27 protein-coding genes are annotated in these 25,411 nt (G+C 66.2%); 6 read left to right on the top strand and 21 right to left on the bottom strand.

Annotation, left to right across the window (positions count from 1 at the left end; all coding sequences use genetic code 11):
* Positions 1-21: 21 nt before the first annotated feature.
* Genes ABIC32_RS01470 through cysG form a run of 4 tightly spaced genes read right to left on the bottom strand, consistent with a single transcriptional unit; the run spans position 22 to position 4,406 of the window.
* Positions 22-1,098: a phosphoadenylyl-sulfate reductase gene (locus ABIC32_RS01470; protein WP_354071833.1), complete on the bottom strand. Its 1,077-nt coding sequence runs from the start codon at positions 1,096-1,098 to the stop codon at positions 22-24.
* Positions 1,085-2,752, bottom strand: a complete 1,668-nt coding sequence (locus tag ABIC32_RS01475; protein ID WP_354071835.1) for a nitrite/sulfite reductase — start codon at positions 2,750-2,752, stop codon at positions 1,085-1,087. The genes ABIC32_RS01470 and ABIC32_RS01475 overlap by 14 nt, the downstream gene beginning before the upstream one ends.
* The gene (locus tag ABIC32_RS01480; RefSeq protein ID WP_354071837.1) at positions 2,752-3,027 is read right to left on the bottom strand and encodes a DUF2849 domain-containing protein; all 276 of its coding nucleotides are present in this window, start codon (positions 3,025-3,027) and stop codon (positions 2,752-2,754) included. Before ABIC32_RS01480 ends, ABIC32_RS01475 begins: the two co-directional genes overlap by 1 nt.
* The gene (gene cysG / locus ABIC32_RS01485; RefSeq protein ID WP_354071839.1) at positions 3,024-4,406 is read right to left on the bottom strand and encodes a siroheme synthase CysG; all 1,383 of its coding nucleotides are present in this window, start codon (positions 4,404-4,406) and stop codon (positions 3,024-3,026) included. The genes ABIC32_RS01480 and cysG overlap by 4 nt, the downstream gene beginning before the upstream one ends.
* 124 nt (positions 4,407-4,530) lie before the next feature.
* On the opposite strand from cysG, the gene gcvA reads away from it, so the two are divergent.
* The gene (gene gcvA / locus ABIC32_RS01490; protein ID WP_354071841.1) at positions 4,531-5,460 is read left to right on the top strand and encodes a transcriptional regulator GcvA; all 930 of its coding nucleotides are present in this window, start codon (positions 4,531-4,533) and stop codon (positions 5,458-5,460) included.
* A 45-nt stretch (positions 5,461-5,505) separates the two neighbouring features.
* Positions 5,506-6,237: an NYN domain-containing protein gene (locus tag ABIC32_RS01495; protein WP_055754124.1), complete on the top strand. Its 732-nt coding sequence runs from the start codon at positions 5,506-5,508 to the stop codon at positions 6,235-6,237.
* A gap of 5 nt (positions 6,238-6,242) precedes the next feature.
* On the opposite strand, the gene dxs is transcribed toward ABIC32_RS01495, so the two are convergent.
* The 5 genes from dxs to ABIC32_RS01520 form a co-directional block, all read right to left on the bottom strand.
* Positions 6,243-8,156, bottom strand: coding sequence for a 1-deoxy-D-xylulose-5-phosphate synthase (gene dxs, locus ABIC32_RS01500; RefSeq protein WP_354072924.1), 1,914 nt, complete (start codon positions 8,154-8,156; stop codon positions 6,243-6,245).
* 57 nt (positions 8,157-8,213) lie between these two features.
* Entirely contained in the window at positions 8,214-9,089 is an 876-nt protein-coding gene (locus ABIC32_RS01505; protein ID WP_038293630.1) for a polyprenyl synthetase family protein, read from the bottom strand.
* 79 nt (positions 9,090-9,168) lie between these two features.
* Positions 9,169-9,420 (bottom strand): exodeoxyribonuclease VII small subunit, encoded by a 252-nt coding sequence (locus tag ABIC32_RS01510; protein WP_017504472.1) that lies wholly within the window; start codon positions 9,418-9,420, stop codon positions 9,169-9,171.
* Positions 9,421-9,468: 48 nt separating this feature from the next.
* Positions 9,469-10,131, bottom strand: a complete 663-nt coding sequence (locus ABIC32_RS01515; RefSeq protein WP_017504473.1) for a histidine phosphatase family protein — start codon at positions 10,129-10,131, stop codon at positions 9,469-9,471.
* A gap of 41 nt (positions 10,132-10,172) precedes the next feature.
* Positions 10,173-11,093 (bottom strand): histone deacetylase family protein, encoded by a 921-nt coding sequence (locus ABIC32_RS01520; RefSeq protein WP_354071844.1) that lies wholly within the window; start codon positions 11,091-11,093, stop codon positions 10,173-10,175.
* A gap of 73 nt (positions 11,094-11,166) precedes the next feature.
* On the opposite strand from ABIC32_RS01520, the gene ABIC32_RS01525 reads away from it, so the two are divergent.
* Genes ABIC32_RS01525 through ABIC32_RS01535 form a run of 3 tightly spaced genes read left to right on the top strand, consistent with a single transcriptional unit; the run spans position 11,167 to position 13,435 of the window.
* A complete protein-coding gene (locus ABIC32_RS01525) occupies positions 11,167-11,694 on the top strand; it encodes a GNAT family N-acetyltransferase (RefSeq protein ID WP_354071846.1) in 528 nt (175 codons plus the stop codon).
* Positions 11,695-11,714: 20 nt separating this feature from the next.
* Positions 11,715-12,893, top strand: coding sequence for a vWA domain-containing protein (locus tag ABIC32_RS01530; protein WP_354071848.1), 1,179 nt, complete (start codon positions 11,715-11,717; stop codon positions 12,891-12,893).
* Positions 12,894-12,937: 44 nt separating this feature from the next.
* Positions 12,938-13,435 carry a hypothetical protein gene (locus ABIC32_RS01535; protein ID WP_354071850.1) on the top strand — a complete coding sequence of 166 codons (498 nt, stop codon included), beginning with the start codon at positions 12,938-12,940 and terminating at the stop codon, positions 13,433-13,435.
* Positions 13,436-13,501: 66 nt separating this feature from the next.
* On the opposite strand, the gene ABIC32_RS01540 is transcribed toward ABIC32_RS01535, so the two are convergent.
* The 3 genes from ABIC32_RS01540 to ABIC32_RS01550 form a co-directional block, all read right to left on the bottom strand.
* Positions 13,502-13,681, bottom strand: a complete 180-nt coding sequence (locus ABIC32_RS01540; RefSeq protein WP_055803844.1) for a CsbD family protein — start codon at positions 13,679-13,681, stop codon at positions 13,502-13,504.
* Positions 13,682-13,765: 84 nt separating this feature from the next.
* Entirely contained in the window at positions 13,766-14,209 is a 444-nt protein-coding gene (locus tag ABIC32_RS01545; protein WP_066552285.1) for an NUDIX domain-containing protein, read from the bottom strand.
* Positions 14,210-14,223: 14 nt separating this feature from the next.
* On the bottom strand, positions 14,224-15,186 hold the full coding sequence (locus ABIC32_RS01550; RefSeq protein ID WP_244878370.1) for a histidine kinase dimerization/phosphoacceptor domain -containing protein: 963 nt from the start codon (positions 15,184-15,186) through the stop codon (positions 14,224-14,226).
* Between ABIC32_RS01550 and ABIC32_RS01555 the strand changes: the two genes are divergently transcribed.
* The gene (locus ABIC32_RS01555) at positions 15,088-15,309 is read left to right on the top strand and encodes a hypothetical protein (protein ID WP_354071853.1); all 222 of its coding nucleotides are present in this window, start codon (positions 15,088-15,090) and stop codon (positions 15,307-15,309) included. The two genes, ABIC32_RS01550 and ABIC32_RS01555, sit on opposite strands and share 99 nt — an antisense overlap.
* Here ABIC32_RS01555 and ABIC32_RS01560 read toward each other — a convergent pair.
* From ABIC32_RS01560 to fliF, 9 genes are all read right to left on the bottom strand, one after another.
* Complete coding sequence (locus ABIC32_RS01560; protein WP_231868686.1) at positions 15,264-15,686, bottom strand: response regulator; 423 nt, start codon at positions 15,684-15,686, stop codon at positions 15,264-15,266. The two genes, ABIC32_RS01555 and ABIC32_RS01560, sit on opposite strands and share 46 nt — an antisense overlap.
* Complete coding sequence (locus ABIC32_RS01565) at positions 15,683-17,209, bottom strand: sensor histidine kinase (protein ID WP_354071855.1); 1,527 nt, start codon at positions 17,207-17,209, stop codon at positions 15,683-15,685. The genes ABIC32_RS01560 and ABIC32_RS01565 overlap by 4 nt, the downstream gene beginning before the upstream one ends.
* Positions 17,210-17,271: 62 nt before the next feature.
* Positions 17,272-19,368, bottom strand: a complete 2,097-nt coding sequence (flhA, locus tag ABIC32_RS01570; protein WP_153922626.1) for a flagellar biosynthesis protein FlhA — start codon at positions 19,366-19,368, stop codon at positions 17,272-17,274.
* Positions 19,369-19,381: 13 nt separating this feature from the next.
* Positions 19,382-20,197: a class A beta-lactamase gene (gene bla / locus ABIC32_RS01575; protein ID WP_354071857.1), complete on the bottom strand. Its 816-nt coding sequence runs from the start codon at positions 20,195-20,197 to the stop codon at positions 19,382-19,384.
* A 94-nt stretch (positions 20,198-20,291) separates the two neighbouring features.
* A complete protein-coding gene (flbD, locus tag ABIC32_RS01580) occupies positions 20,292-21,704 on the bottom strand; it encodes a sigma-54-dependent transcriptional regulator FlbD (RefSeq protein WP_055803826.1) in 1,413 nt (470 codons plus the stop codon).
* A gap of 36 nt (positions 21,705-21,740) precedes the next feature.
* On the bottom strand, positions 21,741-22,073 hold the full coding sequence (gene fliN, locus ABIC32_RS01585; RefSeq protein WP_039246916.1) for a flagellar motor switch protein FliN: 333 nt from the start codon (positions 22,071-22,073) through the stop codon (positions 21,741-21,743).
* Complete coding sequence (locus ABIC32_RS01590; protein ID WP_295174347.1) at positions 22,073-22,735, bottom strand: FliH/SctL family protein; 663 nt, start codon at positions 22,733-22,735, stop codon at positions 22,073-22,075. Before ABIC32_RS01590 ends, fliN begins: the two co-directional genes overlap by 1 nt.
* A gap of 1 nt (position 22,736) precedes the next feature.
* On the bottom strand, positions 22,737-23,771 hold the full coding sequence (gene fliG / locus ABIC32_RS01595; protein WP_039246914.1) for a flagellar motor switch protein FliG: 1,035 nt from the start codon (positions 23,769-23,771) through the stop codon (positions 22,737-22,739).
* Positions 23,771-25,411 (bottom strand): flagellar basal-body MS-ring/collar protein FliF, encoded by a 1,641-nt coding sequence (gene fliF / locus ABIC32_RS01600; RefSeq protein WP_354071860.1) that lies wholly within the window; start codon positions 25,409-25,411, stop codon positions 23,771-23,773. Before fliF ends, fliG begins: the two co-directional genes overlap by 1 nt.

Raw genomic sequence — 25,411 nt, forward strand, 5'->3', positions numbered from 1 at the left:
CGAAGGTCGAAACAGGGCGGATCAGGCGGCGGCTTGGCGTTGCCCTAAGTGGATGCCGCACTCAACCTTGTCTATGCCCGACCAACGTCCGGCGCGGGCGTCTTCGCCGTCCTGGACCGCGCGGGTGCAGGGCCAGCAGCCGATGGATCGGTAGCCTTGCTCGACCAGCGGATGACGCGGCAGATCGTTCTCCTCCAGCCAGGCCTCCACGTCGTCGGCGTCCCAGTTCGCCAGGGGATTGATCCGCAGCACCCCGTCCAGCACCTCGAACGGCTTCAGCTTTGCCCGCGTCGCGGCCTGATAGCGTTTGCGCCCGGTGATCAGAGCATTGAACTCAGCTGTCGCACGCGCCAGCGGCCGCACCTTCCTAAGATCGCAGCAGGCGTCGGCGTCGGTCTTCCACAGGTCGTCGCGCGCATCCAACGTCGCCTTCTCGCCCGCATCCGGCGTCACCAGCCGCACATCAGTCAGGCCCAGCGCCTTGGTCAGTTGCGTGCGATAGGACAGGGTCTGGAGAAAATGCTGCCCCGTCTCCAGAAAAACTACCGGCACGGTCTTGTCCTCGCCAGCGATGATGTCCAGCAGGGCGGCGGACTCGGCCCCGAACGATGAGATGGCGCCGACCCGCAGGCCCAACGCCGGATCCAACGCCGACTTCAGGATTTTGGACGCGTCTTGCCCCTCGGTCTCGCGGTTCAGCCGTTCGGCCAGCGCGTCCAGGTCGCGGTCGTTCGACGCCGCACGCCGACGCTGCCAGATCGTCGGCGCAGGATCGACCGCCGGCTGATAGGCGGCGCTGAACGCCCGGTCCATCCGGTCCCAGGCCGCCTTGTCCGCGCCCTCGGTCAGTTCCACCGCGTCGAAGCCCGAGCGCCGAAGGTGTCGCGCCTGATCCGGCAGGACCTTGCCCGCCGCGATCAGCCGCCCGGCGTAACCGCGCTCTCGCAGCACCGCCGCCAGCGAGAAGCCGCGTCCGTCGCGGAAGGCGTCGAAGTCCAGCACCAGCGTGTCTTCGTTTGCGGCGGCCGCCTCAACCTCCTCCAGCGGGGTCGTCACCGACAGGCGCAGCCCGTTCTGTATGCCCTCAAGCCGTTGCATCGAGCGTCTCATAGATGGCGTCGCGGAAGGGATCGGGTCCGACGCGGCGCACCGTGTCAATGAACCGCTCGCCGTCCGTGCGGATTTGCAGATAGCGGTCGAGGGTCCGCTGGATGGCGGGCGCGACGTCATCGGCCGGCAGGCTCTTGCCGACAATGTCGCCCAGCGCCGCCTGTTCGTCGGGAGAGCCGCCGACGGTGATCTGATAGTATTCCTCGCCCTTGCGATCGACGCCCAGCACGCCGATGTGGCCGACGTGGTGGTGGCCGCAGGCGTTGATGCAGCCGCTCATATTGATGCGGACCGGCCCCAGCTTCTCCTGATAGTCCATGTCCGCCAGCCGCTTCGACAGGGCCTGGGCCACCGGAATCGAGCGGGCGTTGGCGAGGCTGCAATAGTCCAGGCCCGGGCAGGCGATCACGTCGGTCGCCAGATCGGCGTTGGCCGTCGCCAGCCCCGCCTCTCGCAGCGCTCGCCACAGAGTCGGCACATCGTCCAGCTTCACATGCGGCAGGACCAGATTCTGCTCATAGGCGGCGCGCAGTTCGTCGAACGAATAGTGCTCGGCCAGGTCCGCGACCGCGTCCATCTGGTCCGCCGTGATGTCGCCCGGCACCCCGCCGACCGGCTTCAACGACACCACCACCGAGGCGTAACCCGGTTGACGGTGACGACGGACGTTGTTCCTCGCAAATCGAGCGAAGTCCGGATCGGCCAGTAGGGCGCGGTCGAACGGGCCGCTGGCCTTCGGCAGGTCCTCGAACGGCGGCGGGGCGAAATAGGCCTTGATCCGCTCGGCCTCGTCCTCGGGGATGCGCAGATCCTCGTGGCGCAGGGTGGCGTAGTGCTTGTCCACCTCCTCGCGGAAGGCCTCAATCCCCAGCGAGGCGACCAGTATCTTGATCCGCGCCTTGTGGATGTTATCGCGCCGCCCCAGCAGGTTCCACGCGCGCAGGATGGCGGTCAGATAGGCCAGAAGGTCCGCCGCAGGCACGGCCGGGGCGATCTCCTGCGCGATATGCGGCAGACGTCCCTGCCCGCCGCCGACGAAGACGCGGAAGGCGGTTCCGCCATCCTCGCCCTTGAAGATCTGAAGGCCGACATCGTGGGTGCGGATCGCCGCCCGATCCTTCTCGGCCCCGATCACCGCGATCTTGAACTTGCGCGGCAGGAAGGAGAATTCGGGGTGGATGGTGGACCACTGGCGGATGATCTCGCACCAGGGACGCGGATCCTCGATCTCGTCGTCGGCGGCCCCGGCGAAGACGTCGGTGGTGGTGTTGCGGATGCAGTTGCCCGAGGTCTGGATGGCGTGCATCTCGACATCGGCCAGATCGCTCAGGATCGCCGGCAGGTCGGTCAGGGCCGGCCAGTTGTACTGGATGTTGCAGCGGGTGGTGAAGTGACCGTAGCCCTTGTCATAGGTCCGCGCGATATGGGCCAGCCGGCGCATCTGACGACTGCTCATCACCCCATAGGGAATGGCGACGCGCAGCATATAGGCGTGCAGTTGCAGATAGACGCCGTTCATCAGCCGCAGCGGCTTGAACTCGTCTTCGGTCAGGGCGCCGGATGCGCGCCGCGCCACCTGGTCTGAGAATTCCTCAACCCGCTCACGCACCAAGGCGTGGTCGAACTCGTCATAGCGATACATCAGCCCACGCCTCCGACGACGCTGTGACCGACGGTCGGCCCGGCCGAGCGGATGCGCTCTTTGAGTCGGTCGCGGCCTGACGGCGTGCGGTCCTGAACGTCGAACAGATAGGGATTCACGAAGACGTCCGGCCGCCCGGCGACATCAGCCAGCACGACCTGGGCCGCCGTCTCGTCCAGCATCGAAGCCTGGTCGATGTGCTGGACCGGCTGGTTGTCGACGCCTGCATATATGACGCGACCGTCCGACAGGCGGTTTGCGGTCACGATCTTCACGCCGCCGCCCCCGTCCGCGTCTCGACCGACGCCGAGAAGGCCGCCGTCTCGCCGACGAACAACAGAGCCGGGCCGGCGAGGTTCGCGCCGCGCACCAAGGCGCCCAGCCCGTCCAGTCGCCCGCTCAGGACCCGCTCGTCCGGGCGACTGCCGTTCTCGACAATGGCGACGGGGGTCGAGGGTGAGCGACCCGCCGCAATCAGGCGCGCAGCCGTCTCCTCGGCTCGGTCCGTGCCCATATAGATGGCCAGGGTGTGGTTCGTTCCGGCCAGCCGCGTCCAGTCGGCCTCGACGCCGCCCGGTTTGGCCTGGGCCGTCACGAAGGTCACTGCCTGAGCGTGGTCGCGGTGGGTCAGGGGGATGCCCGCCGAGGCCGCGCAGGCCAGGGCCGCCGTCACACCGGGCACCACGAAGACCGGCACGCCGGCCGCCCGCATGGCCTCCAGCTCCTCGCCGCCGCGACCGAAGACGAAGGGATCGCCGCCCTTCAGTCGCACGACCCGATGACCGGCGCGGGCCTCCTCGATCATCAGGGCCTCGATCTGATTCTGAGGCACCGAATGCTCGCCGCGCGCCTTGCCCACATACAGACGCTTGGCGTCGCGCCGCGCCCGCTCCAGCACCGCCTCGGGCACTAGACGGTCGTGGATGATGACGTCGGCGTCCTGCAAGACCCGCAGCGCCTTCAGCGTCAGCAGTTCGGGATCGCCCGGCCCGGCGCCGACGATATGAACCACACCCTGTTCGGGTGCGGCCGAGTTCAACAGGCGCAGCATCTCGCGCCGGGCCTCGGCCGTCCGACCTTCCGCCGCCAGCGTCGCGGCCGGACCGCGGAAGGCTTTCTCCCAGAAGCGACGGCGCGCCATGAAGTCCGGCACGCTGGCCTTGACCGTATCGCGCAACTCGCGCGCCAGCCGCGCCACATTCGCCAGTCCGGCGGGCAGCACGCCCTCGATGGCCGTGCGGATATCCCGCGCCAGAATGGGCGCCGATCCGCCGGTCGCCACGCCGATCACCACCTCGTCGCGGTCGATCAGGGCCGGGGTTTGGAAATCGCTCAGATGCGGCTTGTCCACCACATTGACCTGAGCCCCCGCCGCCCGCGCCAGGGCGCCCAACCGCGTCAGCTCATCAGCGTCGTCCAACGCCATGAACACCAGACGCGCGCCCGCCAGGTCGCCAGCCTCCGGCGCGCGCAGCATCGGCTCGGGCGACGTCAAAGGCGTCTCGATCTTCGGCGGCGCGCCGTCCGGTGCGAACCAGACCACCTCGGCCGGCGTGTTCAGGAACAGTCGCAGCTTGGCCAACGCCGGCTCGCCGCCGCCGATGATCACGATCTTTGCGGCCTCCAGCGGAATGGAGGCGAGGAATACACGCATCGTCTTGCTTTCTGGGCCGTCGGGAGAGGAAACAGGGACGACGGCAGGGCGCGAACCTTCGTCTTCCCCGTCCAGAGCCGCAAACCAGATTGCCTTTGTCTCGCTGATAGGATTTCTATCCGCGATGGCCCGTCCCCTGCTCCCGCTCAACGCCTTGCGCGCCTTTGAGGCCGCCGCGCGGCATCTGAACTTCTCGCGCGCCGCCGACGAGCTGTCGGTCACGCCCGGCGCGGTCAGCCAGCAAATCCGTCTGCTGGAAGACTTCGTCGGCGGGCCGCTGTTCGTGCGCGAGGCGCGGGGCCTGCAACTGACCGATCTGGGCCGTTCCTCCGTGCCGCTCCTGCGCGAGGGGTTCGAGCGGCTGATGGACGCCTCGGCCCTGTTGCGCGAACCCCCGCGTCGCAAACAGGTGTCGATCAGCGTAGCGCCCGGCTTCGCCTCCAAATGGCTGATGCCGCGCATGGACGACTTCCATACCGCCCATCCCGAGATCGAACTGTGGATCTCGGCCGACATGGAGCCGGCGGACTTGAGCGAGGGCAAGGTGGATCTGGCGGTTCGCTACGGTCCCGGCGACTATCCCGGCCTGACGGTCGATCGGCTGATGACCGAGACGGTGCTGCCTGTCTGCGCCCCATCGCTGATGGATGGCGACAAGCCAATCCGCAAACCCGCCGACCTGATTGGACACACCCTGCTGCATGACATGTCCAACGACGGCGATCCCAGCCGCCCGGACTGGGCCATGTGGTTGAAGGCGCGGGGCATTCGTCACCCCGACCCGCGTCGAGGCTCGCGTTTCAACCAGTCGGGTCTGTTGATCGAGGCCGCCATATCGGGGCGCGGCGTGGCCCTGGCCAAACGCACCCTGGCCCAGGCGGACTTGGCGTCAGGGCGACTGGTCGCGCCCTTCCCTGACGGGTCCGAGGCGGTCGGCTTCGCCTATTACGTCGTCCAGCCCCGCGACCGGCCGCCCTCGCCCAGCGCGACCGCTTTTGTCGGCTGGCTGAAGAAGCAGGCCGTGGATCACGACAATACGATGGGTCAGTTGTAGGGTTCTTCCACCGCAGATTGGCGGCGCAGGAAAAGGACATCCGCCATGGCTGACGACAAGGCCCCTCGCCTCGCGGTCCTGATCGATGCGGAGAACGCTTCCGCCCGCATCGCAGAAGCGCTCTTCAGCGAAATCGCCACCTTGGGCGAGGCCTCGGCGCGGCGCATATACGGCGACTTCGCCAGCCCGCAGATCGCCGGCTGGACGCGGGTCCTGGCTCGTTTCGCCATCCAGCCGCAGCAGAACTTCGCCAACACCAAGGGCAAGAACTCGGGCGACATCGCCTTGGTCATCGATGCGATGGACCTGCTGCATTCAGGGCGATTCGACGGTTTCTGCCTGGTGTCGTCGGACGCTGACTTCACCCGACTGGCGGCTCGCATCCGCGAGGAAGGCGTCGATGTCTATGGTTTCGGCGAGCAGAAGACGCCCGAAAGCTTCCGTCAGGCCTGCACCCGGTTCATCTATACAGAGAACCTGATCGCGCCGGTTCCGGTCGACGCCGGCGCCAAGTCGCCCGTCGCTGAAGCGCCGGCGACCAAGCGCAAGCCGTCCGAGGCCGCGCGCCTGATCGCGGCCATCATCGCCGACATGGACGAGGACGGCGACGGATGGGTCGCGGTGGGCGGTATCGGCAATCGGCTGCGCAACGCCCATCCCGACTTCGACCAGCGCACCTATGGCTACGCCAAGCTGTCAGACCTGATCCGCGCGACCGGCCGGTTCGAGGTCGAGACCGGCGAACGCGGCGCGATGCGAATTCGCGACCGCGCCTGACGCGTTTACGCGCGGACGGCTTGGCTCGCGGAAACGCCGAGGGCCTGAAGCGCGGCGGCGGTGATGTGTTCGGCGTTCAGGCCGGCCTGGGCGTACATCGCCATGGGCGCATCCTGGTCCTGGAAGACGTCGGGCAGGTTCAGGGTGCGGATCTTGAGCCCGCCGTCCAGCGCGCCCTTCTCGGCCAGCAGTTGCAGCACGAAGGCGCCGAAGCCGCCCATGGCGCCTTCTTCGACCGTGATCAGGGCCTCGTGCTCGCGCGCCAGACGCAGGATCAGATCGGCGTCCAGCGGCTTGGCGAAGCGGGCGTCGGCGACAGTGGCCGACACGCCCTTGGCGGCCAGCATGTCCGCCGCCTTCAGCGATTCCTGCAGACGGGTGCCCAGGCTAAGGATGGCGACTGTAGTCCCCTCGCGCACGATCCGGCCCTTGCCAATCTCAAGCGGCGCAGCGAGTTCCGGGATCTCCACGCCCACGCCGTCGCCGCGCGGATATCGGAAGGCGCTGGGCCGGTCGTCGATGGCCAGGGACGTCGAGATCATCGCCGCCAGTTCGGCCTCATCCGCCGCCGCCATCAGCACCATGCCAGGCAACGCGCCCATGAAGCCGATGTCGAACGATCCCGCGTGCGTGGCGCCGTCCGATCCAACCAGGCCCGCCCGATCCATGGCGAAACGCACCGGCAGCGACTGGATCGCCACGTCGTGGACCACCTGGTCGTAACCGCGCTGAAGGAAGGTCGAATAGATCGCGCAGACCGGCTTCATGCCGTCCGCCGCCAAACCGGCCGCGAAGGTCACCGCGTGCTGTTCGGCGATGCCGACGTCATACGTCCGCTCAGGGAAGGCCTGGCCGAACAGGTCCAGACCCGTGCCGGACGGCATGGCCGCCGTGATCGCCACGATCGACGGATCGACCTTGGCGTGTTTGATCAGCTCAGTTCCGAACACCTTGGTATAGCTGGGCGCGTTGGAGATGGCCTTGGCCTGCTTGCCTGAGACCACGTCGAACTTGACGACCGCATGCAGTTTGTCGGCGCTGCTTTCGGCGGGGGCATAGCCCTTGCCCTTCTGCGTCACGACGTGAACCAGAACCGGGCGGTCCTCGATGGCGGCCGCCTTTTTCAGGATCGGCACCAAATTGTCCATGTCGTGGCCGTCGATCGGACCGACGTAATAGAAGCCCAGCTCCTCGAAGAAGGTGCCGCCGGTGACCATGCCGCGGGCATACTCCTCGGCCTTCTTGGCCGCCTTGCGGAAGGGGCGCGGCAGGTGCTGGGCCACCGTCTTGCCCAGGCGGCGGACGTTCTGATAGGCACCGCCCGACACCAGGCCGGCCAGATAGGCGCTCATTCCGCCAACCGGCGGCGCGATCGACATGTCGTTGTCGTTCAGGATGACCATCAGCTGGCCGCTGGTCGCCTCGGCCGCGTTGTTCATCGCCTCATAGGCCATGCCGGCCGACATAGAGCCGTCGCCGATGACGGCCACCACGCGGTTCTTCTCGCCCTTCTGATCGCGCGCGGCGGCGAAGCCCAGGGCGGCGCTGATCGAGGTCGAGGCGTGGGCGGCGCCGAACGGATCGTATTCGCTCTCGCTGCGCTTGGTGAAGCCCGACAGGCCGCCGCCTTGGCGCAGGGTGCGGATGCGGTCGCGCCGTCCGGTCAGGATCTTGTGCGGATAGCACTGATGCCCGACGTCCCAGATCAGGATGTCCTTGGGCGTCTCGAACACATGGTGCAGCGCCGTGGTCAGTTCGACCACGCCCAGCCCCGCGCCGAGATGGCCGCCGGTCACGGATACGGCGTCGATCGTTTCGGCCCGCACCTCCTGCGCCAGTTGTTTCAACTGGGCGATATCGAAGTCCCGCGTGTCGGCGGGCGTCTTGACGGTGTCGAGTAGCGGGGTGTCGGGCATCAGCCGTAAAACCTTGGAAAGTCTGGTCGATCAACCCGCAGGTCGTTTCAACGTTTCGTATCAGGACCGGCGCTTTAGCACAAAGTCCACGCTGGCCCTGAGGATTTCGGCCTCGTCGCCGAACGGCTCCAGATGCGAACGGGCTTGGTTTGCGAGATGCGCGACCCTTTGCCGCGCCGCTTCCAGACCCAGCAGGGTGACGAAATTGGTCTTGCCGAGAGCCGCATCCTTGCCCCCGGCCGCCTTGCCCATTTCCTCGGCCGAGCCTTCGGCATCCAGCAGGTCGTCGACGATCTGATAGGCCAGGCCGACATCGTGGGCGAAGCTGATCAGAGCGTGGCGATGTTGGGCCGAGGCGTCGGCGATGATCAGAGGAATTTCGAAGGCATAGGCGAACAGGGCGCCGGTCTTCAGGCGCTGCATCCGCGCCACGCCGCCCAGGTCGTCGCGCACGCCCAGCAGGTCGATCATCTGACCGCCCGCCATGCCCCGCGCGCCGGACGCCAGCGACAGCCGCGCCGCCAGTTCGCAACGCACGGCCGCGTCCTCGTGGGTGTCTTCGTGCAGGATGATGTCGAAGGCGGCCGTCTGCAGCGCATCGCCGGCCAGCACCGCCGTCGCCTCGTCGTAAGCTCGGTGAACGGTCGGCCGCCCCCGGCGCACGTCGTCGTCGTCCATGCAGGGCAGGTCGTCGTGAACCAGGCTGTAGGCGTGCACGCATTCCAAAGCGCAGGCGGCGCGGAGCACCGACCGCTCATCGATGTCGAACAGGCGTGCGGCCTCCAACGCGAAGAACGGCCGCAAGCGTTTGCCAGGGCCCAACGCGGCATAGCGCATCGCCTCGGTCAGACGGGATTCGGGGCCCTCGGCGCGCGGCAGCAGCTCATCCAGCGCGACCGTGACCAGATCCGCGACCTCAGCCACGCGATCGATCACCGCCTGTTCCGGCGAGTTCGCGGCGATAACGCGGTTCACGAGAACCGGCTCCAGACCAGGCTCGAAAACGATGCAGGGATCATTCGAACGACGCCGCCTCGACGCCCTTGGCCTGGCCGTCGGGGCCGACGACGATCTTTTCCACACGCAGTTGAGCCGCCTTCAGCCGCGCCTCGCAATGCGCCTTCAGCTTGGCGCCCTCTTCATAGAGGGCGATCGATTCTTCCAGCGGCGCCTGGCCGGATTCCAGGCGAGACACGATGGTCTCCAGGCGCTTCAGGGCGTCTTCGAAGCTGAGATCGGCGGGGATGGCGGCGGCGGTATCGGTCATGGCGCGGACCCTAGAGGCGAGCGCGGGGCGCATCAACGTCAGAAGCGGCTATCGCTTCTCGTAGCGACGCTGCGACCAATATTTGAAGCCCTGGTTCTGAACCAGTTTCCAACCGTCGGCCTTCAGCGCGCGGCCGACCATGTGGTTGAAATAGCCGTGGGCGAAAACCAGCACGTCCTGCCCGCCTTCGGCGCGCGCAATCAGCTTTTGCGCCGCCTGATCGGCGCGCGCCTCGGCCTGGGCGCGGGTTTCCTGGCCGCCGTGGTGATCGAAAGCGTGCCACCAGAAGCGCGACACCACGCCCCACCATTTGGGCGACAGCTTGATCCATTCGGGAATCGGCGGCGGCGGCAGAGGCGCCTCGATGAACATGACGTCGGCCATGACCTCGCGCCCCGCCGCGACCGCAGCGGCGGTTTCCTGGGCGCGCTGACGGGTCGAGGCGTAGATGGCCCCAGCCCCTTGGGCCGCCGCAACCAGTTCGGGCGGCGGGGTCTGGCCGGCCAGCAGGCCGCCGATCTCATATTTCGCCCACCAGTCGCCGTACTGGCGCGCAGAGATCAGACATTTGCGCGAAAGGGCCGGCTCGCCGTGACGCGTTAGAATGATGGCGCCGGGACGGACAGCGACAAGCGCGCCGACGGATGGTGCAGCGTCAGGCGGGGACACGGACGGTTCGGTCGAATCGAGGGACAGGGCGGGGGCTGACATGACAAACGGACGGGCCTTTGGTTTCAAGGCGTTAAGCGTCCTCAGTCCTCCCCGAGCGCAGCGACGTGGGCGACCGCAGAGCGGCCTAGTCCTTCAAGGTCGTAACCGCCCTCAAGCGCCGACACAACCTTGCCCGAACAGGTCCGACGCGCGACCTCCAGAATCGCACGCGTCGCCCAGGCGAAATCCCCAGCCTCCAGCGACTGATGCGCCAGCGGATCGCGCCGGTGGGCATCGAAACCGGCCGAGATCAGGATCAGGTCTGGCCGGAACGATTCCAGTGCCGGCATCAATCCGCCGGCGAAGATCGCACGCCAGTTCTCGCGCGCCGCATGGGGCGCGACGGGAGCGTTGACGATATTGCCGACGCCCGTCTCGGACGCCGCGCCCGTGCCGGGATAGAGCGGCATCTGATGGATGGAGGCCAGGAACAGGCTGTCGTCGTCTTCGAACGCCGCCTGGGTGCCATTGCCGTGGTGAACGTCGAAATCGACCACCGCCACCCGCGCCATCCCTTCGGATTGAGCCGCGCGCGCCGCGACGGCGACGGAGGAGAACAGGCAAAATCCCATCGCGCGGTCCGGCTCGGCGTGGTGGCCCGGCGGGCGCACGGCGGCGAAGGCGCGGTCCATCTCGCCCCGCGCCACGGCCCTTACCGCATTGATCGCCGCCCCCGCCGCCAGCCGCGCCGCCGGCACGCTGCCGGGCGAAAGGACGGTGTCGGCATCCAGCTGGATCATGCCGGCGACCGGCGAGGCGTCCAGCAGGCGTGCGACATAGGCGGCGGGATGCACCCGCTCCAGATCCACAACCTCGGCCTGGGTCGCGGCGCGCCGGTCGCGGGCCAGGCCTGCGTCATCCAGAGCATCCAGCACCGCCTTCAGCCGCTCGGGACTTTCGGGATGGCCCGCGCCCGGCGTGTGGGACAGCATGGACGGATGGGTGAAGATCGGCAGAGACATTGAAGCGACGATACGACGGGCTTTCGGACTTGTCGCCCGTGACGCGCACCAAGGCGCGCGCTAGAGCCGGCGCATGACCGAAATCGTGATCCGCCATGCCCGCCCCGAAGACGCCGCCGCGCTGGGCGCCCTGGGGCGCCAGACCTTTATCGACACCTTCGTCGAGGGGTTCGGCATCCCCTACCCGAAAGCCGACCTGAACGCGTTTCTGGACGCCAATTTCGATCTGGAACCGACGCTGAAGAAGTTGGTGGAGCCCGACTGCGCCTGGTGGGTGGCCGACCGCGACGGCGAGCTGCTGGCCTTCGCCAACGCCGGGCCCAATGGCCTCCCCCACCCCGAGGCCAAACCGTCGCACATGGAACTGCGCCGGCTCTATGTGTCGAAGGCGGCGCAAGGTCTGGGCCTTGGAACCCGACTGCTGAAGCTGTCTCTGGACTGGATGGAAACCCACACGGACGGACCGCTGTGGATCGGCGTCTGGAGCGGCAACGACAAGGCCCAGCGCCTCTATGCCGCCTATGGTTTCGAGAAGGCGGGAGAATACGACTATCCCGTCGGCGCCTGGCGCGACCACGAGTTCATCTTGCGGCGCGGCTGATCCGGGTTCACATCCCTCTCATGCTCCTGCCCTTCTTCACTGCCCTGCGTGACGCCAAGGTTCCGGTGTCGATGAAGGAATGGCTCCATCTGATGGAGGCCATGGATCGCGACGTGGCGGGGCGCGAGGTCGAGGCCTTTTATCACCTGTCGCGCGCCATCCTGGTCAAGGACGAGAAACACTATGACCGGTTCGATCAGGTGTTCGGGACGGTATTCAAGGGCGTCGAATCGGTCGGGAGGGGCGAAGACCTGACCACCGACATTCCCGAGGACTGGCTGCGGCTGCTGAACGAAGAATATCTAACCGACGAGGAGAAGGCCCAGATCGAGGCGCTGGGCGGATTCGACAAGCTGATGGAGACGCTGAAGCAGCGACTGGAAGAGCAGAAGGAGCGTCATTCCGGCGGCTCGAAATGGATCGGGACGGGCGGGACCAGCCCCTTCGGACACGGCGGCTATAACCCCGAGGGCGTTCGCATCGGCGGTCCGGCCAAGCAGGGTCGGGCGGTCAAGGTCTGGGAAAAGCGCGAGTTCAAGAACCTTGACGACACGGTCGAACTGGGCACCCGCAACATCAAGGTGGCGCTACGTCGTCTGCGCCGTTTCGCCCGACAAGGGGCGCCCGACGAACTGGATATCGACGGCACCATCGACGGCACGGCTCGTCAGGGCTGGCTGGACATCCAGATGCGGCCCGAGCGGCGCAATACGATCAAGGTGCTGCTGTTCCTCGACATCGGCGGGTCGATGGACGGTCACATCAAGCTGGTTGAGGAGCTGTTCTCGGCGGCCAAGACCGAGTTCAAGAACCTGGAGTTCTTCTACTTCCACAACTGCCTCTACGAAGGCGTCTGGAAGGACAATCGCCGGCGCCACACCGAGCGGATCCCGACGTGGGATCTGCTGCATAAATACCCTGGCGACTGGCGCGCCATCTTCGTCGGCGATGCGACGATGAGCCCCTATGAGATCACCATGCCCGGCGGCTCCGTCGAGCACTGGAACGAGGAGGCCGGCGCCGTATGGATGAAGCGGGCGCGCCAGCAGTGGGAGAAGTCGGTCTGGCTCAATCCCGTTCAGGAGCGGTACTGGGATTATACCGCTTCCGTCGGCCTGTTGCGCGAGGTGATGGAGCAGCAGATGTTCCCGCTGACGCTCGAAGGCCTCGACAAGGCAATGCGGGCCCTGACAAGGTAGGAGACGTTCGGGCGACCGTCTGCAACTTCACGAAGGGTCCGACCATGATCGCCGCCGCCTTCGCCTTGCTGATCCTCCAACAAGCTGCGCCGACCGTCGTGTGGGATGCGACCGCGCCGGAGGCGGTCGTTGAAATGCCGGCACCGCCGCTCGATCACAACGTGCCTGCCTGGGGCCTTGCCGATCCGTTCGGCTTCGAGCGCGCTCGGTGCAGCCCGCTGGTGCGAGGCCAGAAGTCCATGGCCGAGTGTCAGACCGAGGTGCGCGAACAACTGGGCATCGCCATGGGGGCGGACCTGCCTGACGCTCTGCGTCCGAGCGGCATGGCCGGCGACTGCCAGATGATCCGGGCCAGCGCCGCAGGCTCGGACTATGCGGTCCAGTGCGGCCAGCAGTCTCGCACGGCGGCCGCGCCCTCGAGCCTGCGAGAAATGGATTGTCGTCCGCGTCCGGTCGAGGGCGGGTTCAGCTCTGAGTGCCTCCCGGTCGATGGAGCCGACGAGAAGGGGCTATCGCTGACCCTGTGGGGCGACAAGGACTGATCGGAAAGAAAAGCGCCGCCCGCTTTCGCGGACGGCGCTTCGCATCGTCGCGCATTCGAGGGAAGCTTAGGCCTTGTCGCGCAAGCTGTCCTTGACGCCGCCAACAGTATTCTGGACCTTGCCTTCGACCTGATCGGCCTTGCCTTCAGCCTGCATCTTGGTGTCGCCGGTCACTTTGCCGACGCCTTCTTTGATCTTGCCACCGATGTTCTTGGCGGCGCCTTCGATACGGTCATGGTCAGCCATGGAAATCTCCTAATTTTCATCGCCGCGACGTAACGTTGCGGTTCGAAAAATAAACGACTTCGCTAATGGCCTGTTCCGTAAGGCTCAGCTTGGACGACGTAGCCAGACGGCGACAGCCCAAGCGTGAGAATCGTGACGCAAGCGCGAGATGGCGAAGGTCGGATCCAGCCACACCAGCGTGTGATCGTCCTCACATTTCGCATCGGGATTTTCGGCCGCCACGGTCGCCGTCCAGAAGCCGCCGACATTGTTCACCGGCTCGCGCGTCGAACGCACGAAATACTGGCTGGCCTCGGCGATGCGGTTCAGCGGCGCGACCGTCAAGCCGGTTTCCTCGACGAATTCGCGGATCAGCGCCTGAACCTCGGTCTCTTCCAAATCCAAGCCGCCGCCGGGAAGATCGAAATAAGGACCGGCCTCGCGTTCGACGCGCACACAGGCGATCAGGCCATCGCGCTCGACGATGCCGAACGCGGTGGCGCGGTGACGATAATCCGAAGCGGGTTTGCGAACGCCGAACTGCAACATGATGAAAACCGACCCTAGAGGTCGAACGACAACCTGGCGCGCACGCCCTTGTGGGCGCCGTCGAACTCGACCGCCGACCGCAGGCCAGACGCCATGGCGGAAATGATCTTGCCACCGAGCCCCGTGCCTTTTGGCGTTCCATCGCCCATGCCAGGGCCATCGTCCTCAACCGTCAGCATCACGCGATGGTCCGTCTCGCGGCGCAGATGGATGCGAATCTCGCCGCCCTGCCCCGGCGCATAGGCGTATTTGACCGCGTTGGTGACCAGTTCGGTGACGATGACGCCGATGGAGACGGCCTGATCGGTCGTGACCGACAAGGGCTCAGCGTCCAGCGTCAGTTTGGGCGATCCTTCGTCTGGCCCGATGGACTTGGACAGTTCGTCCATCAGCCCGACCAGATATTCGTCCATCGCCACGTGGCTCATGTCGCCGGACGTGTAGAGGCGGCGGTGAACATGGGCGACGGCCTCGATGCGCGCCTGCGATTCGCGCAGCGCGTCCTTGGCGCCCTGATCGGTGACGTGGCGCATCTGCAACGACATGAAGCTGGACACCAGCTGCAGCGAGTTGCCGACGCGGTGGTTCACCTCACGCAGCATCGCCTCGGCCCGATCGCGCGCTCGGCGGATTTCTTCCTGCGCCAGTTCGTTCTCGCGCTCCAGCCGACGGCGCGACAGGGCGTCCTCGAGCGCCGAGCGCAACAGGGAGGTGAAATCCTCCGAGACATCCTTGATTACGTAGTCCGCCGCGCCCGCTCGAAGGGCGGCGACGGCGATCCGCCCATCCTGCGCACCCGTCACATAGACGACGGGGGGCGGCGCCGTCAGGGCCAGAATGTCCGGCAGGACGTCCAGCCCGTCTCGCGTCGGCATATAATGGTCGAGCGCGCAGACGTCGAACTCGTCCTGCTGCAACAGATCCAGCCCCGCATCGCCGTCGGGCGCGCAGGTGACGGCGTAGCCGTGACGCCCCAGTTCCTTCTCGACCAGCCGGGACAGACCCCGATCATCGTCGATGTAGAGCAGGCGGATGGGCTGGGACGCGTCGATCGTCAGATCTCCGGCGCCTGGATCACCGACAGGAACAGACCCAACTGACGGATCGCGCCGGCGAAGGATTCATAATCCACCGGCTTGGTGATGTAGACGTTGCAGCCCAGGTCGTAGCAACGCTGGATTTCGACCTTGTCGTCCGTAGTCGTCAGCACCACGACCGGAGCCCGCTTCAGACGGTCGTTGGCCTTCACCTTTTCCAGAATGTCCGTGCCCGACATATCGGGCAGGTTGAGGTCGAGCAGGATCAGCAGCGGGCCATTGGCGAGGATTTCGTCGCTGAACAGATAGTCGAGCGCCGCACCACCCTCATCGAAATGCTTGATCTCGTTGTTGATGTTGGCCCGGCGGATGTTCTTTTCGATCAGCTTGGCGTGGCCGTGGTCGTCTTCGACCATGATGATTTTGACGGGTTGCGTCACAGCGCGGCTCCGGGTTCAGACAGGATCAGTCGTTTGGGGAATTTGAGCAGGAAAGTCGAGCCTTTACCCAGCTCGGACTCGACGTCGATCGTGCCGCCCAGGCGGCGCACGCTGTTTCTGACGAACGCCAGCCCCAGACCTTCGCCGGAACGGTCCTGTTTTCCGGAGCGGCGGAAGAGTTCGAAGATCCGCTCGTGGTCGCGCGGGGCGATGCCCCGGCCGTTGTCCGCGATCCGGTAGACGACCCAGCCGCCCGGCACATCCTCGCCCGATACGACAATCTCGCCCGGCCGGTCGTGATCCAGATATTTGACGGCGTTGTCGATCAGATTGCCGACGATCTGCTCCATCGAAATGCGGTCGCTTTCAATCTCCGGCAGCGACTGCACCTCGATGCGGGCGCCCGAGGCTTCGGTCTGGTGATGGACGCTGTTAGCGATATTCTGGGCCATCGTCGTCATGTCCAGCGGTTCTGGAAGCAGGTTGCGGCGACCTTCGCGCGACAGCTTCAGAATGGCGTTGATCAGCCGATCCATCTTCTCGGTCGAGGCGCGGATAAAGCCGATGGCCTCGGGCATTTCCTCGCGCACGGCGGTGACGATCTCGGGATCGACCACGCGCGTCTTTTCCGCCTCATAGATTGCCTTGTCGACGATCTTGCCTGCCTGCTCCAGTTCGGAGGTGTAGCCCATCACGTTGACCAGCGGCGCGCGCAGGTCGTGGCTGACGATGTAGGCGAAGCGCTGGATTTCCTCGTTCGCGCGCATCAGGTCGCCGGTGCGCTCGCGGACCTTGTCTTCCAGGCTGGCGTTGGCGGCGTCCAGGGTCGCGCGGGCGGACTGGATCTCGGCCACGTAACGCCGCACCAGCCAGGCTGACAGCAGAGCCAGAACGAGGACCAGAAGCCCCGCGATGGCGTTCATCGTGACGGTCAGGAAGCCAAAACGCTCCGAGGCCCGGCGTCGGCTGTCGATTCTGTCAGACTTCAGCTTGTCGAACTTGTCGATGGCGGCTCGGAGCTCGTCCATATACTGCTTGCCTTCGCCAGACCGCACGGCCTGGATCGACTGCCCGATCCGACCCTGCCGCGCCAAGGCGACGGTGCGCTCCATCTCGTCCCATTTCTTGTCACCCAGACGGTGAATAGGTTCGACGGTGTCTTTCAACGTCGGGTCGAGGGCCGCGCCCTCATCCAGAAACGCCAGAGCGGGCTCCATGTCGGCCCTGGAGTCACGATAGGGCTGTAGAAAATCGCTTCGTCCCGTCAGCAGAAAACCGCGTTGCGACGTTTCGGCGTTCAGGCTCGCAATGAGAACCGTGCGCGCGGCGCGCCGCATCTGCTGAGCATGCTCGATGGTCTTGTTCAACGCGACGGTGCGCTGGATCATCACGAAGGTCGTCGCATTGACCACGATCAGCAGTCCGAACGCCAGGATCAGCATGGCCGAGATCGACCGGGCCAACGACGGTGTACGCATGAAGTCGCGCAGGCGCGACCATTGGGATCGGGGGTTCGGACTCATGACGGCGGAGCTTTAGCGGGGTGCGTCGCCGCGTCAAACGTCAAACTGCCAAGTCGGCGGGATCAGACCTGGCCGAGGGTCCGCAACCGGGCCTTGGGGTGGATCTCGTTCTGGCTCATCACGACGGTCTGGCCGCGGAAGCGTTCGATGATCGAGCGCACATAGGGCCGCGTCATCGGGCCGGTCAGCAGGACCGGGTTCTCGCCCGTCATGGCGATACGCTCGAAGGTGTCGCGCACGGCGCGAATGAAGTCCTGAAGGCGCGACGGCGCCATGGCCAGCTGCTTGTCCTCGCCATTGCCGATCAGGCTTTCGGCGAAAGCGTTTTCCCATTCCGGCGACAGGGTGACGATGGGCAGGGCCCCTTCGCCGTCCTTGTTCTGCCAGCACAGTTGGCGGCCCAGGCGCGCGCGGACGTGTTCGACCAGGGTCGTGACGCTGGAACTGTGCGGGGCGGCCTCGGCCAGGCCTTCCAGGATCGCCGGCAGGTCGCGGATCGACACCTTCTCGCGCAGCAGAGACTGCAGCACCCGCTGCAGCGTCGTGACGGTGACCACGCTGGGCACCAGTTCCTCGACCAGCTTCTTCTCTTCGGCGCCCAGTTCCTTCAGCAGCTTCTGCACCTCTGCGTAGGACAGAAGATCGGCCATATTGTCTTTCAGGATCTCGGTCAGATGGGTCGTCAGGACCGTCGACGGATCGACCAGCGTATAGCCCCGGAACGTCGCCTCCTCGCGCAGCCCCTCCTCGATCCAGGTCGCCGGCAGGCCGAAGGCGGGTTCGCGCATATGCTCGCCCGGAAGCTCGACCTGACGACCCGCCGGATCCATCGCCATCAGGTGGCCCAGCCGCACCTCGCCCGCGCCCGTCTCCATCTCCTTGATGCGAATGGCGTAGCCCTGGGTCGGCAGGCGCATGTTGTCGAGGATGCGCACCTGGGGAATGACGAAGCCGTATTCCTGGGCCAGCGATCGGCGCAGGGCGCGAATCTGATCGGTCAGGCGGCGCCCTTCAAGATCGTTGATCAGGCTGAGCAGCGAATAGCCGAGTTCGATCTTCACCTCGTCGATGGTGAGCACATTGGCGATCGGCTCTTCGACGTCTTCCTTGGGTTTTGCGGCCGCTGCCGCCGCCGCGATCTCCGCCTCTGTCGGCTGAGGCTTTAAGCGATTGCGGCCCAGTCGCCAGGCCATGAAGCCCGAGCCGATGGCGAGGGCCGCGAACGGGATCAGCGGCATGCCGGGGATCAGGCCGATCAGACCGGCCGCGCCCGAGACCACGCCCAGCGACACCGGATTGGTCGCCAGCTGCGTCACCATCGCCTTGTCCGCCGTGCCCTCGACGCCCGCCTTCGACACCAGGAAGCCGGCGGCGATCGAGATGATGATGGCTGGCACCTGCGTCACCAGACCATCGCCGATGGTCAGTTGCACATAGGTGTTGGCGGCCTCCATCGCCGGCATGCCGTGTTGCAGTGTGCCGATCAGTATGCCGCCGATGGCGTTGATGAAGGTGATGATCAGACCGGCGACGGCGTCGCCGCGCACGAATTTGGAGGCGCCGTCCATGGCGCCGAAGAAGGTCGATTCCTGCTCCAGCTCCTTGCGGCGCAGCTTGGCCTGGTCCTCGGTGATCAGACCCGACGACAGATCGGCGTCAATGGCCATCTGCTTGCCCGGCATGGAGTCCAAGGTGAAGCGGGCGGACACTTCGGCGATCCGGGTCGAACCCTTGGTGATGACGACGAAGTTCACCACCAGAATGATCGCGAAGATGATCACCCCGATGATGAAGTTGCCGCCCATCATCAGCTGACCGAAGGCGTTGATGACCTGACCGGCCGCATCGTGGCCCTCCTGGCCGTGGGTCAGGATCAAACGCGTGGAGGCCAGGTTCAGACCGAGACGGAACAGGGTCGAGACCAGCAGCACCGTCGGGAAAATGGCGAAGTCCAGCGGCCGCTTCATCATCACGGCGGTCATCAGGATCAGCACGCTGGACACCAGCGAGAAGGCCAGCAGCAGATCCAGCAGGAACTTGGGCACCGGCAGGATCAGCAGCATGATCACGCCGATCACGCCCACCGCCATCAGGACTTCGCCGCGGTTCAGCCAGCCGATTACGTCGCGTCCCGTCGGGCGCGCCATGCCGTCCTTCATCAGGATCGGCGCATCAGCCACGACCCAAGACCTTCAGTGCGCGACGGGTCGCCTCGGCGATCACGGCCGCGTTCGCGTCGTCCGACATCGCCCCGGTCGCATGGTAATAGGCGGCGACGATCACGGGTTGGCCGTTCGGCGGATACAGCAGGCCGATGTCATTGGTCGGTCCATAGCCCCCCGTCCCCGTCTTGTGCGCCACCCGCCAGTCCGCAGGCGTCCCAGCCCTAAGACGATTCTGACCCGTGGGCGTATCGGTCATCCACTGCAGCAACAGGTCGCGTGACGCCGCGGTCAGGGGCGAGGCCGGATCCAGAAAAAGACGCCGGAGATTGGCGACCGACTGGTTGGGAAGGATGGTGTCCTTATCGCCGTCCAGGCGATTCATCTCCGGCTCGAAACGATCCGAGCGGGTGCTGTCGTCGCCGATGCCGCGATAGAAGGTCTGCATCACCGACGGGCCGCCCATGGCCTTCAGCAACAGATTGGCGGCGGGGTTGTCGCTGACCTCCACCGCGCCCTTCATCAACTGCTCGACCGTCAGGCTGGCGCCGACGGCGGGCTCGGTCACCGGAGCGTGGTTGATCATGTCCGCCGCCGTGATCGGGATGCGGCGATCCAAGCGCTCCTGCCCGGCCTGCACCCGCAAAAGGTTGGCGGCGGCCAGATACATCTTGAAGGTCGAGCAATAGACGAAGCGTTCGTCGCCGCGCCAAACCAGCTTACGCCCTGTCGCCGCGTCCTGAACGACGAAGCCGAGACGGCCGCCATTGCGCGTTTCCAGGTCGGACAGGTCAATGACCTCGTCTGACACAGGGGCGGGTGCCACAGCTCGTGCTTCCGTGCGCGGCGAACAGCCGACCGCGCTCAAGGCGGCCAGCCCCGTCAGGACGCGTCGGCGCTCCACGGGTGCTCGCATGGGTTCAGGCCGCGTAGCCCGAGGCGGAGACGCCGCTCATCGGCGCCGGAATGGCCGTGCCCTCGTCGGCGTATTCGTTCAACTTGTTGCGCAGGGTGCGGATCGAGATGCCCAGGATGTTAGCCGCGTGGGTGCGGTTGCCCAGGCAGTGGGTCAGGGTGTCCAGGATCAGCGTCTTCTCCATCGCCGCCACGGTTTGGCCCACGAAGCTGCGGGTCACGGCGTCGGCCGCCTGGGCGGCGCGGGCGGCCACCCCGGCTTGCGGCGCCTCATAGGCCTGTCCCGCCATCATGCCCGCGCCCATGCCGCCCAGCGGCTGACCGTCCGGCAAACGGATGGCGTCGACATCGATCTCGGGGCCGGTGGCCAGCAGCACCGCGCGGTGCATGGCGTTTTCAAGCTCGCGGACGTTGCCCGGCCAGCGATGGGCCGAAATGGCCTGACGCGCGGCGGCCGAGATCGGACGCACCGGCACACCGTTGGCGGCGGCGTATTTCTTGATGAAATGGTCGGCCAAAACCACGATGTCGCCGGGCCGCTCCCGCAAGGATGGCAGGCGCAGGTTCACCACGTTCAGGCGATACAGCAGGTCCTCGCGGAATGTGCCTTCCGCCACGGCCTTGGCCAGATCGCGGTTCGAGGTGGCGATGATGCGGATGTTGACCGAGACCGGCTTGGAGCCGCCGACGCGGTCGATGACGCGCTCCTGGATGGCGCGCAGCAGCTTGGCCTGAAGCCGGGCGTCCATCTCGGAGATTTCATCCAGCAGTAGCGTGCCGCCGTCGGCCTCTTCGAACTTGCCGATGCGGCGCGCGACGGCGCCGGTGAAGGCGCCCTTCTCGTGGCCGAACAGTTCGGATTCCAGCAGATTGTCGGGAATGGCGGCGCAGTTGACGCTGATGAAGGGGCGCTCGGACCGGCGCGAATGCTCGTGCAGATAGCGCGCCATCACCTCCTTGCCGACGCCGCTTTCGCCGGTGATCAGGATCGAGGCTTCCGAGCGCGCGACCTGATCGGCCAGTTGCAGCACCGCCTTCATCGACGGGTCGGCCGAGATCATCGGCTTTTCGTCGTCGGCGACGGCCGACAGGACGGCGGCGATCAGTTCGGCGTCGGGCGGAAGCGGGATGAACTCCTTGGCCCCGGCCTTGATCGCGGCGGCCGCCTCTCGCGCATCGGCGTCGACGCCGAAGGCCACGACCGGAATGGTGATCCGCTCGGCCTCGTTGGCGGCGATCAGGGCGGCGATGTCCAGCTGATAGTCGACCATCAGCAAGTCGGCGCCCTGCCCCCGGCGCAGTTGTTCGGTCGCCTGGTCGGCGCGCTCGACGTGATTGACCTTGGCGCCGTGCGCCATGGCCATCTTCACCGCCGAAGCGAGCTGGCCGCTCAGTCTGCCTACCACCAGAAGACGCATCGTTCTTCTCCTCTAATCTCTAAAGCCGGTCGCCAATCAGGCGCCCGAATCCTCGGTCTTGATGATTTCCGTCATGGTCACGCCCAGCCGGTCGTCGACGACGACGACCTCGCCGCGCGCGATCAGGCGGTTGTTGACGAAGATGTCGATCGCCTCGCCGACCTTGCGGTCCAGCTCCAGCACCGAGCCCTTGTTCAGCTTCAGCAGTTGGGCCACCGACATGTGCGATTTGCCCAGAACGGCCGAGATGTTGACCGGCACGTCAAAGACGGTCGCCAGGTCGGCGGCGCTCTTTTCGCCGCTGTCGTCCAGGGGCGGCAGGCCCGAAAGGCCGGAGAATTCCTCCAGCGCCAGGTCGTCGGATGCCATCAGAACATGCTCCTTTCGACGGGAAGGGTTTCGGCGTGTCCGGCCTCGGCGGCCAGGGCGGCGGTCAGGGCCTCAGCGACGCGGTCGGCCGAGCCTTGCGGATCGTGATCAGCGCGCCCGTCGGCCCATTCCAGCTGGAAGGCGGCCTGGGCCATGCCCGGTTCATCGCGGAAGGCGACCACGCCGGTAAAGCCGCTGTCGGCGCAGGCGCGCTCGATCAGGCCGCGCGCCTCGTCATCCAGGCCTGAGGCGCGAACGACCAGACGCGGCGAGGCGTCGATTTCCTGCGCTAACAGTTCCAAAGCGGCTTTCAGCGGCGCATGCGGAAACCGGTCCAGAGCGGCCCCGGCGATGGTGCGCGCAGCAGCCAGGGCCAGGTCAGCGGCCTGTTCGCGGTGCGCCTGGGCCACAGCCTTCAGGGTCGGCATGGCCGATGCGACGGCCTGGGCGATATTGCTCAGGGCCATGGCGCGGATGTTCTCGACCTCGCTAAGGGCCTGTTCGCGCGCTTCCAGACGCCCCTGGGCGACCAGGGCCTCGACCTCGGCCGGCAGATAGGAGCGCTTGGCCGGCGTCCAGGCGCCGGGGCGCACGACCGTGCCGTCCGCGTCGAACTCTGTATCGAAGGCGAAGAGGCGCCGGATCTCAGGGGACTGGGTCATGTCAGTAGATCAACTCGTCGTCGGCGCCCTGACCGGCCAGCATGATGTCGCCCTTGGCGGCCAGATCCTTGGCGACCTGGACCATGGCCATCTGAGCGGCGTCCACGTCCTTCAGACGCACCGGCCCCATCGACTCCATGTCTTCGCGCATGATCTTGGACGCGCGTTCTGACATGTTGGAGAAGAACATCTCGCGCAGCCCTTCCGACGCGCCCTTCATCGCCAGGCCCAGCGAATCCTTATCCACGGCGCGCAGCAAGGTCTGCACCCCGCCCGGATCCAGCTTGGACAGATCCTCGAAGACGAACATCAGGGCGCGGATGCGTTCGGCCGATTCACGATTGCGCTCTTCCAGGGCGCCGATGAAGCGGGCCTCAGTCTGGCGGTCGAAGCTGTTGAAGATGTCGGCCATCATTTCGTGGCTGTCGCGCTTGGAGGTCCGCGCCAGGTTCGACATGAACTCGGTGCGCAGCGTGGCCTCGATTTTGTCCAGGATCTCGCGCTGCACCGGCTCCATGCGCAGCATCCGCTGAACGCATTCCAAGGCGAAGTCTTCCGGTAGGCTGGTCAGGACGCGGGCGGCGTGGTCCGAGCGCACCTTGGACAGGATCACGGCGACGGTCTGGGGGTATTCGTTCTTCAGATAGTTGGCGAGAACGGCCTCGTTCACATTGCCCAGCTTGTCCCACATGGTGCGACCAGCCGGACCCCGGATTTCCTCCATCAGGCCATCGACGCGATCCTTGGGCAGGAAGGCGGCCAGCAGCTTTTGCGTCTGCTCATAGCTGCCCATGACCGAACCCGAACCGGACAGGCCCGAGACGAACTCGATCATCAGGGCCTCGACGGCCTCAGCGCTGACGTTGCCCAGGGTCGCCATGGCCTGGGAGATTTCCTTGACCTCGTCGTCGTCCAGCCGCTCCCACAGTGCGGTATGCTCTTCGCCCAGCGCCAGCAGGATGACGGCGGCCTTCTCCGGCCCCGACAGCTTGTTGGGATCGTCGATCGAGGCTTTCTTGTTGACCAGCTTCGCCATCAGCCTTCGGCCACCCAGGTCCGCAGGATGCCGGCCGCGTCATCGGGATGCGACTGAACGAAGTCAGCGACCTTCTTGACCGACGACGCCTTCACCTGACCCTCGATGCGGGCGATGTCGATCTTCTGTTCCATCTCGCTGGGCGCCGGCAGCTGAACCAACTGAGGCTGGCCGTCCGGGCCGATCACCGTGGTCGCCACGGTGGTGACCGGCACGCCGTTGGCGCCCGCCAGCGCCGGCAGATTGGCCCCGCCGCCCGCCGCCGTCTTCAGCAGAGGACGCAGCACGAAGAAGATCAGCAGCAGGGCGACGACCGTCAGAATGCCCAGCTCGACGAAACGCATGATGTCGTTCTTGGAGAAGTCCAGCAGCGACGACTTGCCGTCCAGACCGCCCTCGATGCCCGTGTCGTGGTTGAAGCGGACGTTGATGACCTCGATCTTGTCGCCGCGTGCCTCGTCGATGCCGGCGGCGGCCGCGACCAGCGACTTGATCTGGGCGATCTCCTCAGCCGTGCGCGGCGCATAGGTCGGCTCGCCCTTGCCGTCCTTGGCCGGCGTCCATTTACCGTCGACCGCGACGGCGACGGCCAGTTTCTTCACCTCGCCCGGCTCCTTGGTCGTGGTCGTCGTGGTCTTGGAGATTTCGTAGTTGGTCGTCTCGGCATTCTCCGAGTTGGTCGAACCGGCCGGCGTCGCGCCGGGCGCAGCTCCTCCGGGGATGTTGTTCGTCGCGGTCACGCCGCCGTCGGGCTGGGCGCTGTTGTCTGCGGATTGCGAGCCGTTGGTCGTGGTCGAGCGCACGACCTGACCATCGGGATCGAACTTTTCTTCCTGGGTCGTTGCGCGGCTCTGGTCGATGTCGGCCGTCACCTGGACGCGAGCGGTGCCGGCGCCGACGACGCCTTCGACGATGTCCTTGATGCGGGCCTGAAGCTGGCTCTCGGTATTGCCCTTGGCCTCGGCGGCGGAGGCCGAGGTGAAGGTTCCGTCGTCGCTGCCGGCCGCCAGGGTGCGGTTCGTCTGGTCCGCCACGGTGACGCGGTCGGGCTTCAGGTTCGGCACGGATGAGGCCACCAGGTTGCGGATCGCCCGCACCTGATCGCTCGTGAGATCGCGCCCGCCCAAGCCCACCAGCACGGCGGCGGTCGGTTCGCCGGCGGCCGAGGTGAACATCTCGCGGCGCGGCATGGTGATGTGGACGCGGGCGGCTGTGATGCCGCGCATGGACATTATGGTGCGCGACAGTTCGCCCTGCAGGGCGCGCTGTTCGTTCAACTGCTGCTGGAACTCGGTCTGGCCTAGCACCGACTGGCTGTCGAACAGCTCGTAACCAACCGATCCGGACGTGACCAAGCCCTTGCCCGCGACCAGCATCCGCGCCGTGCCGACCTCGTCGCGGTTGACCATGATGGTCGAACCGTCGCCCTTGGAGGAATATTTGATGCCGGCCTGATCCAGGGCGGCGCTGATCTCGCTGGCCTCGCGCAGATCCAGGTTGGAATAGAGAAGCGCGTCGGGCGCTTGGCCCATGCGCAGCATGACGGCGACCAGCACGGCGGCCACGCCTGCGGCGACGCCGAGGACCGCAGCCAGACGGCCGATCCCGAACTTCTGCAACGCCGCTGTGAAGCCGCCCAC

The organism is Brevundimonas sp. 1080, assembly GCF_040545985.1.
Lineage (GTDB): Bacteria > Pseudomonadota > Alphaproteobacteria > Caulobacterales > Caulobacteraceae > Brevundimonas.

What these genes read in the sequence shown, in the direction of transcription:
- ABIC32_RS01540 (WP_055803844.1), bottom strand. Translation starts at nt 13,681, where the DNA reads ATGGCTGACCATGACCGTATCGAAGGCGCCGCCAAGAACATCGGTGGC.
- ABIC32_RS01530 (WP_354071848.1), top strand. Translation starts at nt 11,715, where the DNA reads ATGCTCCTGCCCTTCTTCACTGCCCTGCGTGACGCCAAGGTTCCGGTG.
- ABIC32_RS01590 (WP_295174347.1), bottom strand. Translation starts at nt 22,735, where the DNA reads ATGACCCAGTCCCCTGAGATCCGGCGCCTCTTCGCCTTCGATACAGAG.
- flhA (WP_153922626.1), bottom strand. Translation starts at nt 19,368, where the DNA reads ATGAAGGACGGCATGGCGCGCCCGACGGGACGCGACGTAATCGGCTGG.
- ABIC32_RS01545 (WP_066552285.1), bottom strand. Translation starts at nt 14,209, where the DNA reads ATGTTGCAGTTCGGCGTTCGCAAACCCGCTTCGGATTATCGTCACCGC.
- ABIC32_RS01470 (WP_354071833.1), bottom strand. Translation starts at nt 1,098, where the DNA reads ATGCAACGGCTTGAGGGCATACAGAACGGGCTGCGCCTGTCGGTGACG.
- gcvA (WP_354071841.1), top strand. Translation starts at nt 4,531, where the DNA reads ATGGCCCGTCCCCTGCTCCCGCTCAACGCCTTGCGCGCCTTTGAGGCC.
- flbD (WP_055803826.1), bottom strand. Translation starts at nt 21,704, where the DNA reads ATGCGTCTTCTGGTGGTAGGCAGACTGAGCGGCCAGCTCGCTTCGGCG.
- ABIC32_RS01495 (WP_055754124.1), top strand. Translation starts at nt 5,506, where the DNA reads ATGGCTGACGACAAGGCCCCTCGCCTCGCGGTCCTGATCGATGCGGAG.
- ABIC32_RS01475 (WP_354071835.1), bottom strand. Translation starts at nt 2,752, where the DNA reads ATGTATCGCTATGACGAGTTCGACCACGCCTTGGTGCGTGAGCGGGTT.
- ABIC32_RS01525 (WP_354071846.1), top strand. Translation starts at nt 11,167, where the DNA reads ATGACCGAAATCGTGATCCGCCATGCCCGCCCCGAAGACGCCGCCGCG.
- ABIC32_RS01565 (WP_354071855.1), bottom strand. Translation starts at nt 17,209, where the DNA reads ATGAGTCCGAACCCCCGATCCCAATGGTCGCGCCTGCGCGACTTCATG.
- ABIC32_RS01535 (WP_354071850.1), top strand. Translation starts at nt 12,938, where the DNA reads ATGATCGCCGCCGCCTTCGCCTTGCTGATCCTCCAACAAGCTGCGCCG.
- fliG (WP_039246914.1), bottom strand. Translation starts at nt 23,771, where the DNA reads ATGGCGAAGCTGGTCAACAAGAAAGCCTCGATCGACGATCCCAACAAG.
- ABIC32_RS01510 (WP_017504472.1), bottom strand. Translation starts at nt 9,420, where the DNA reads ATGACCGATACCGCCGCCGCCATCCCCGCCGATCTCAGCTTCGAAGAC.
- ABIC32_RS01555 (WP_354071853.1), top strand. Translation starts at nt 15,088, where the DNA reads ATGGTCGAGCGCGCAGACGTCGAACTCGTCCTGCTGCAACAGATCCAG.
- ABIC32_RS01520 (WP_354071844.1), bottom strand. Translation starts at nt 11,093, where the DNA reads ATGTCTCTGCCGATCTTCACCCATCCGTCCATGCTGTCCCACACGCCG.
- cysG (WP_354071839.1), bottom strand. Translation starts at nt 4,406, where the DNA reads ATGCGTGTATTCCTCGCCTCCATTCCGCTGGAGGCCGCAAAGATCGTG.
- ABIC32_RS01515 (WP_017504473.1), bottom strand. Translation starts at nt 10,131, where the DNA reads ATGTCAGCCCCCGCCCTGTCCCTCGATTCGACCGAACCGTCCGTGTCC.
- fliN (WP_039246916.1), bottom strand. Translation starts at nt 22,073, where the DNA reads ATGGCATCCGACGACCTGGCGCTGGAGGAATTCTCCGGCCTTTCGGGC.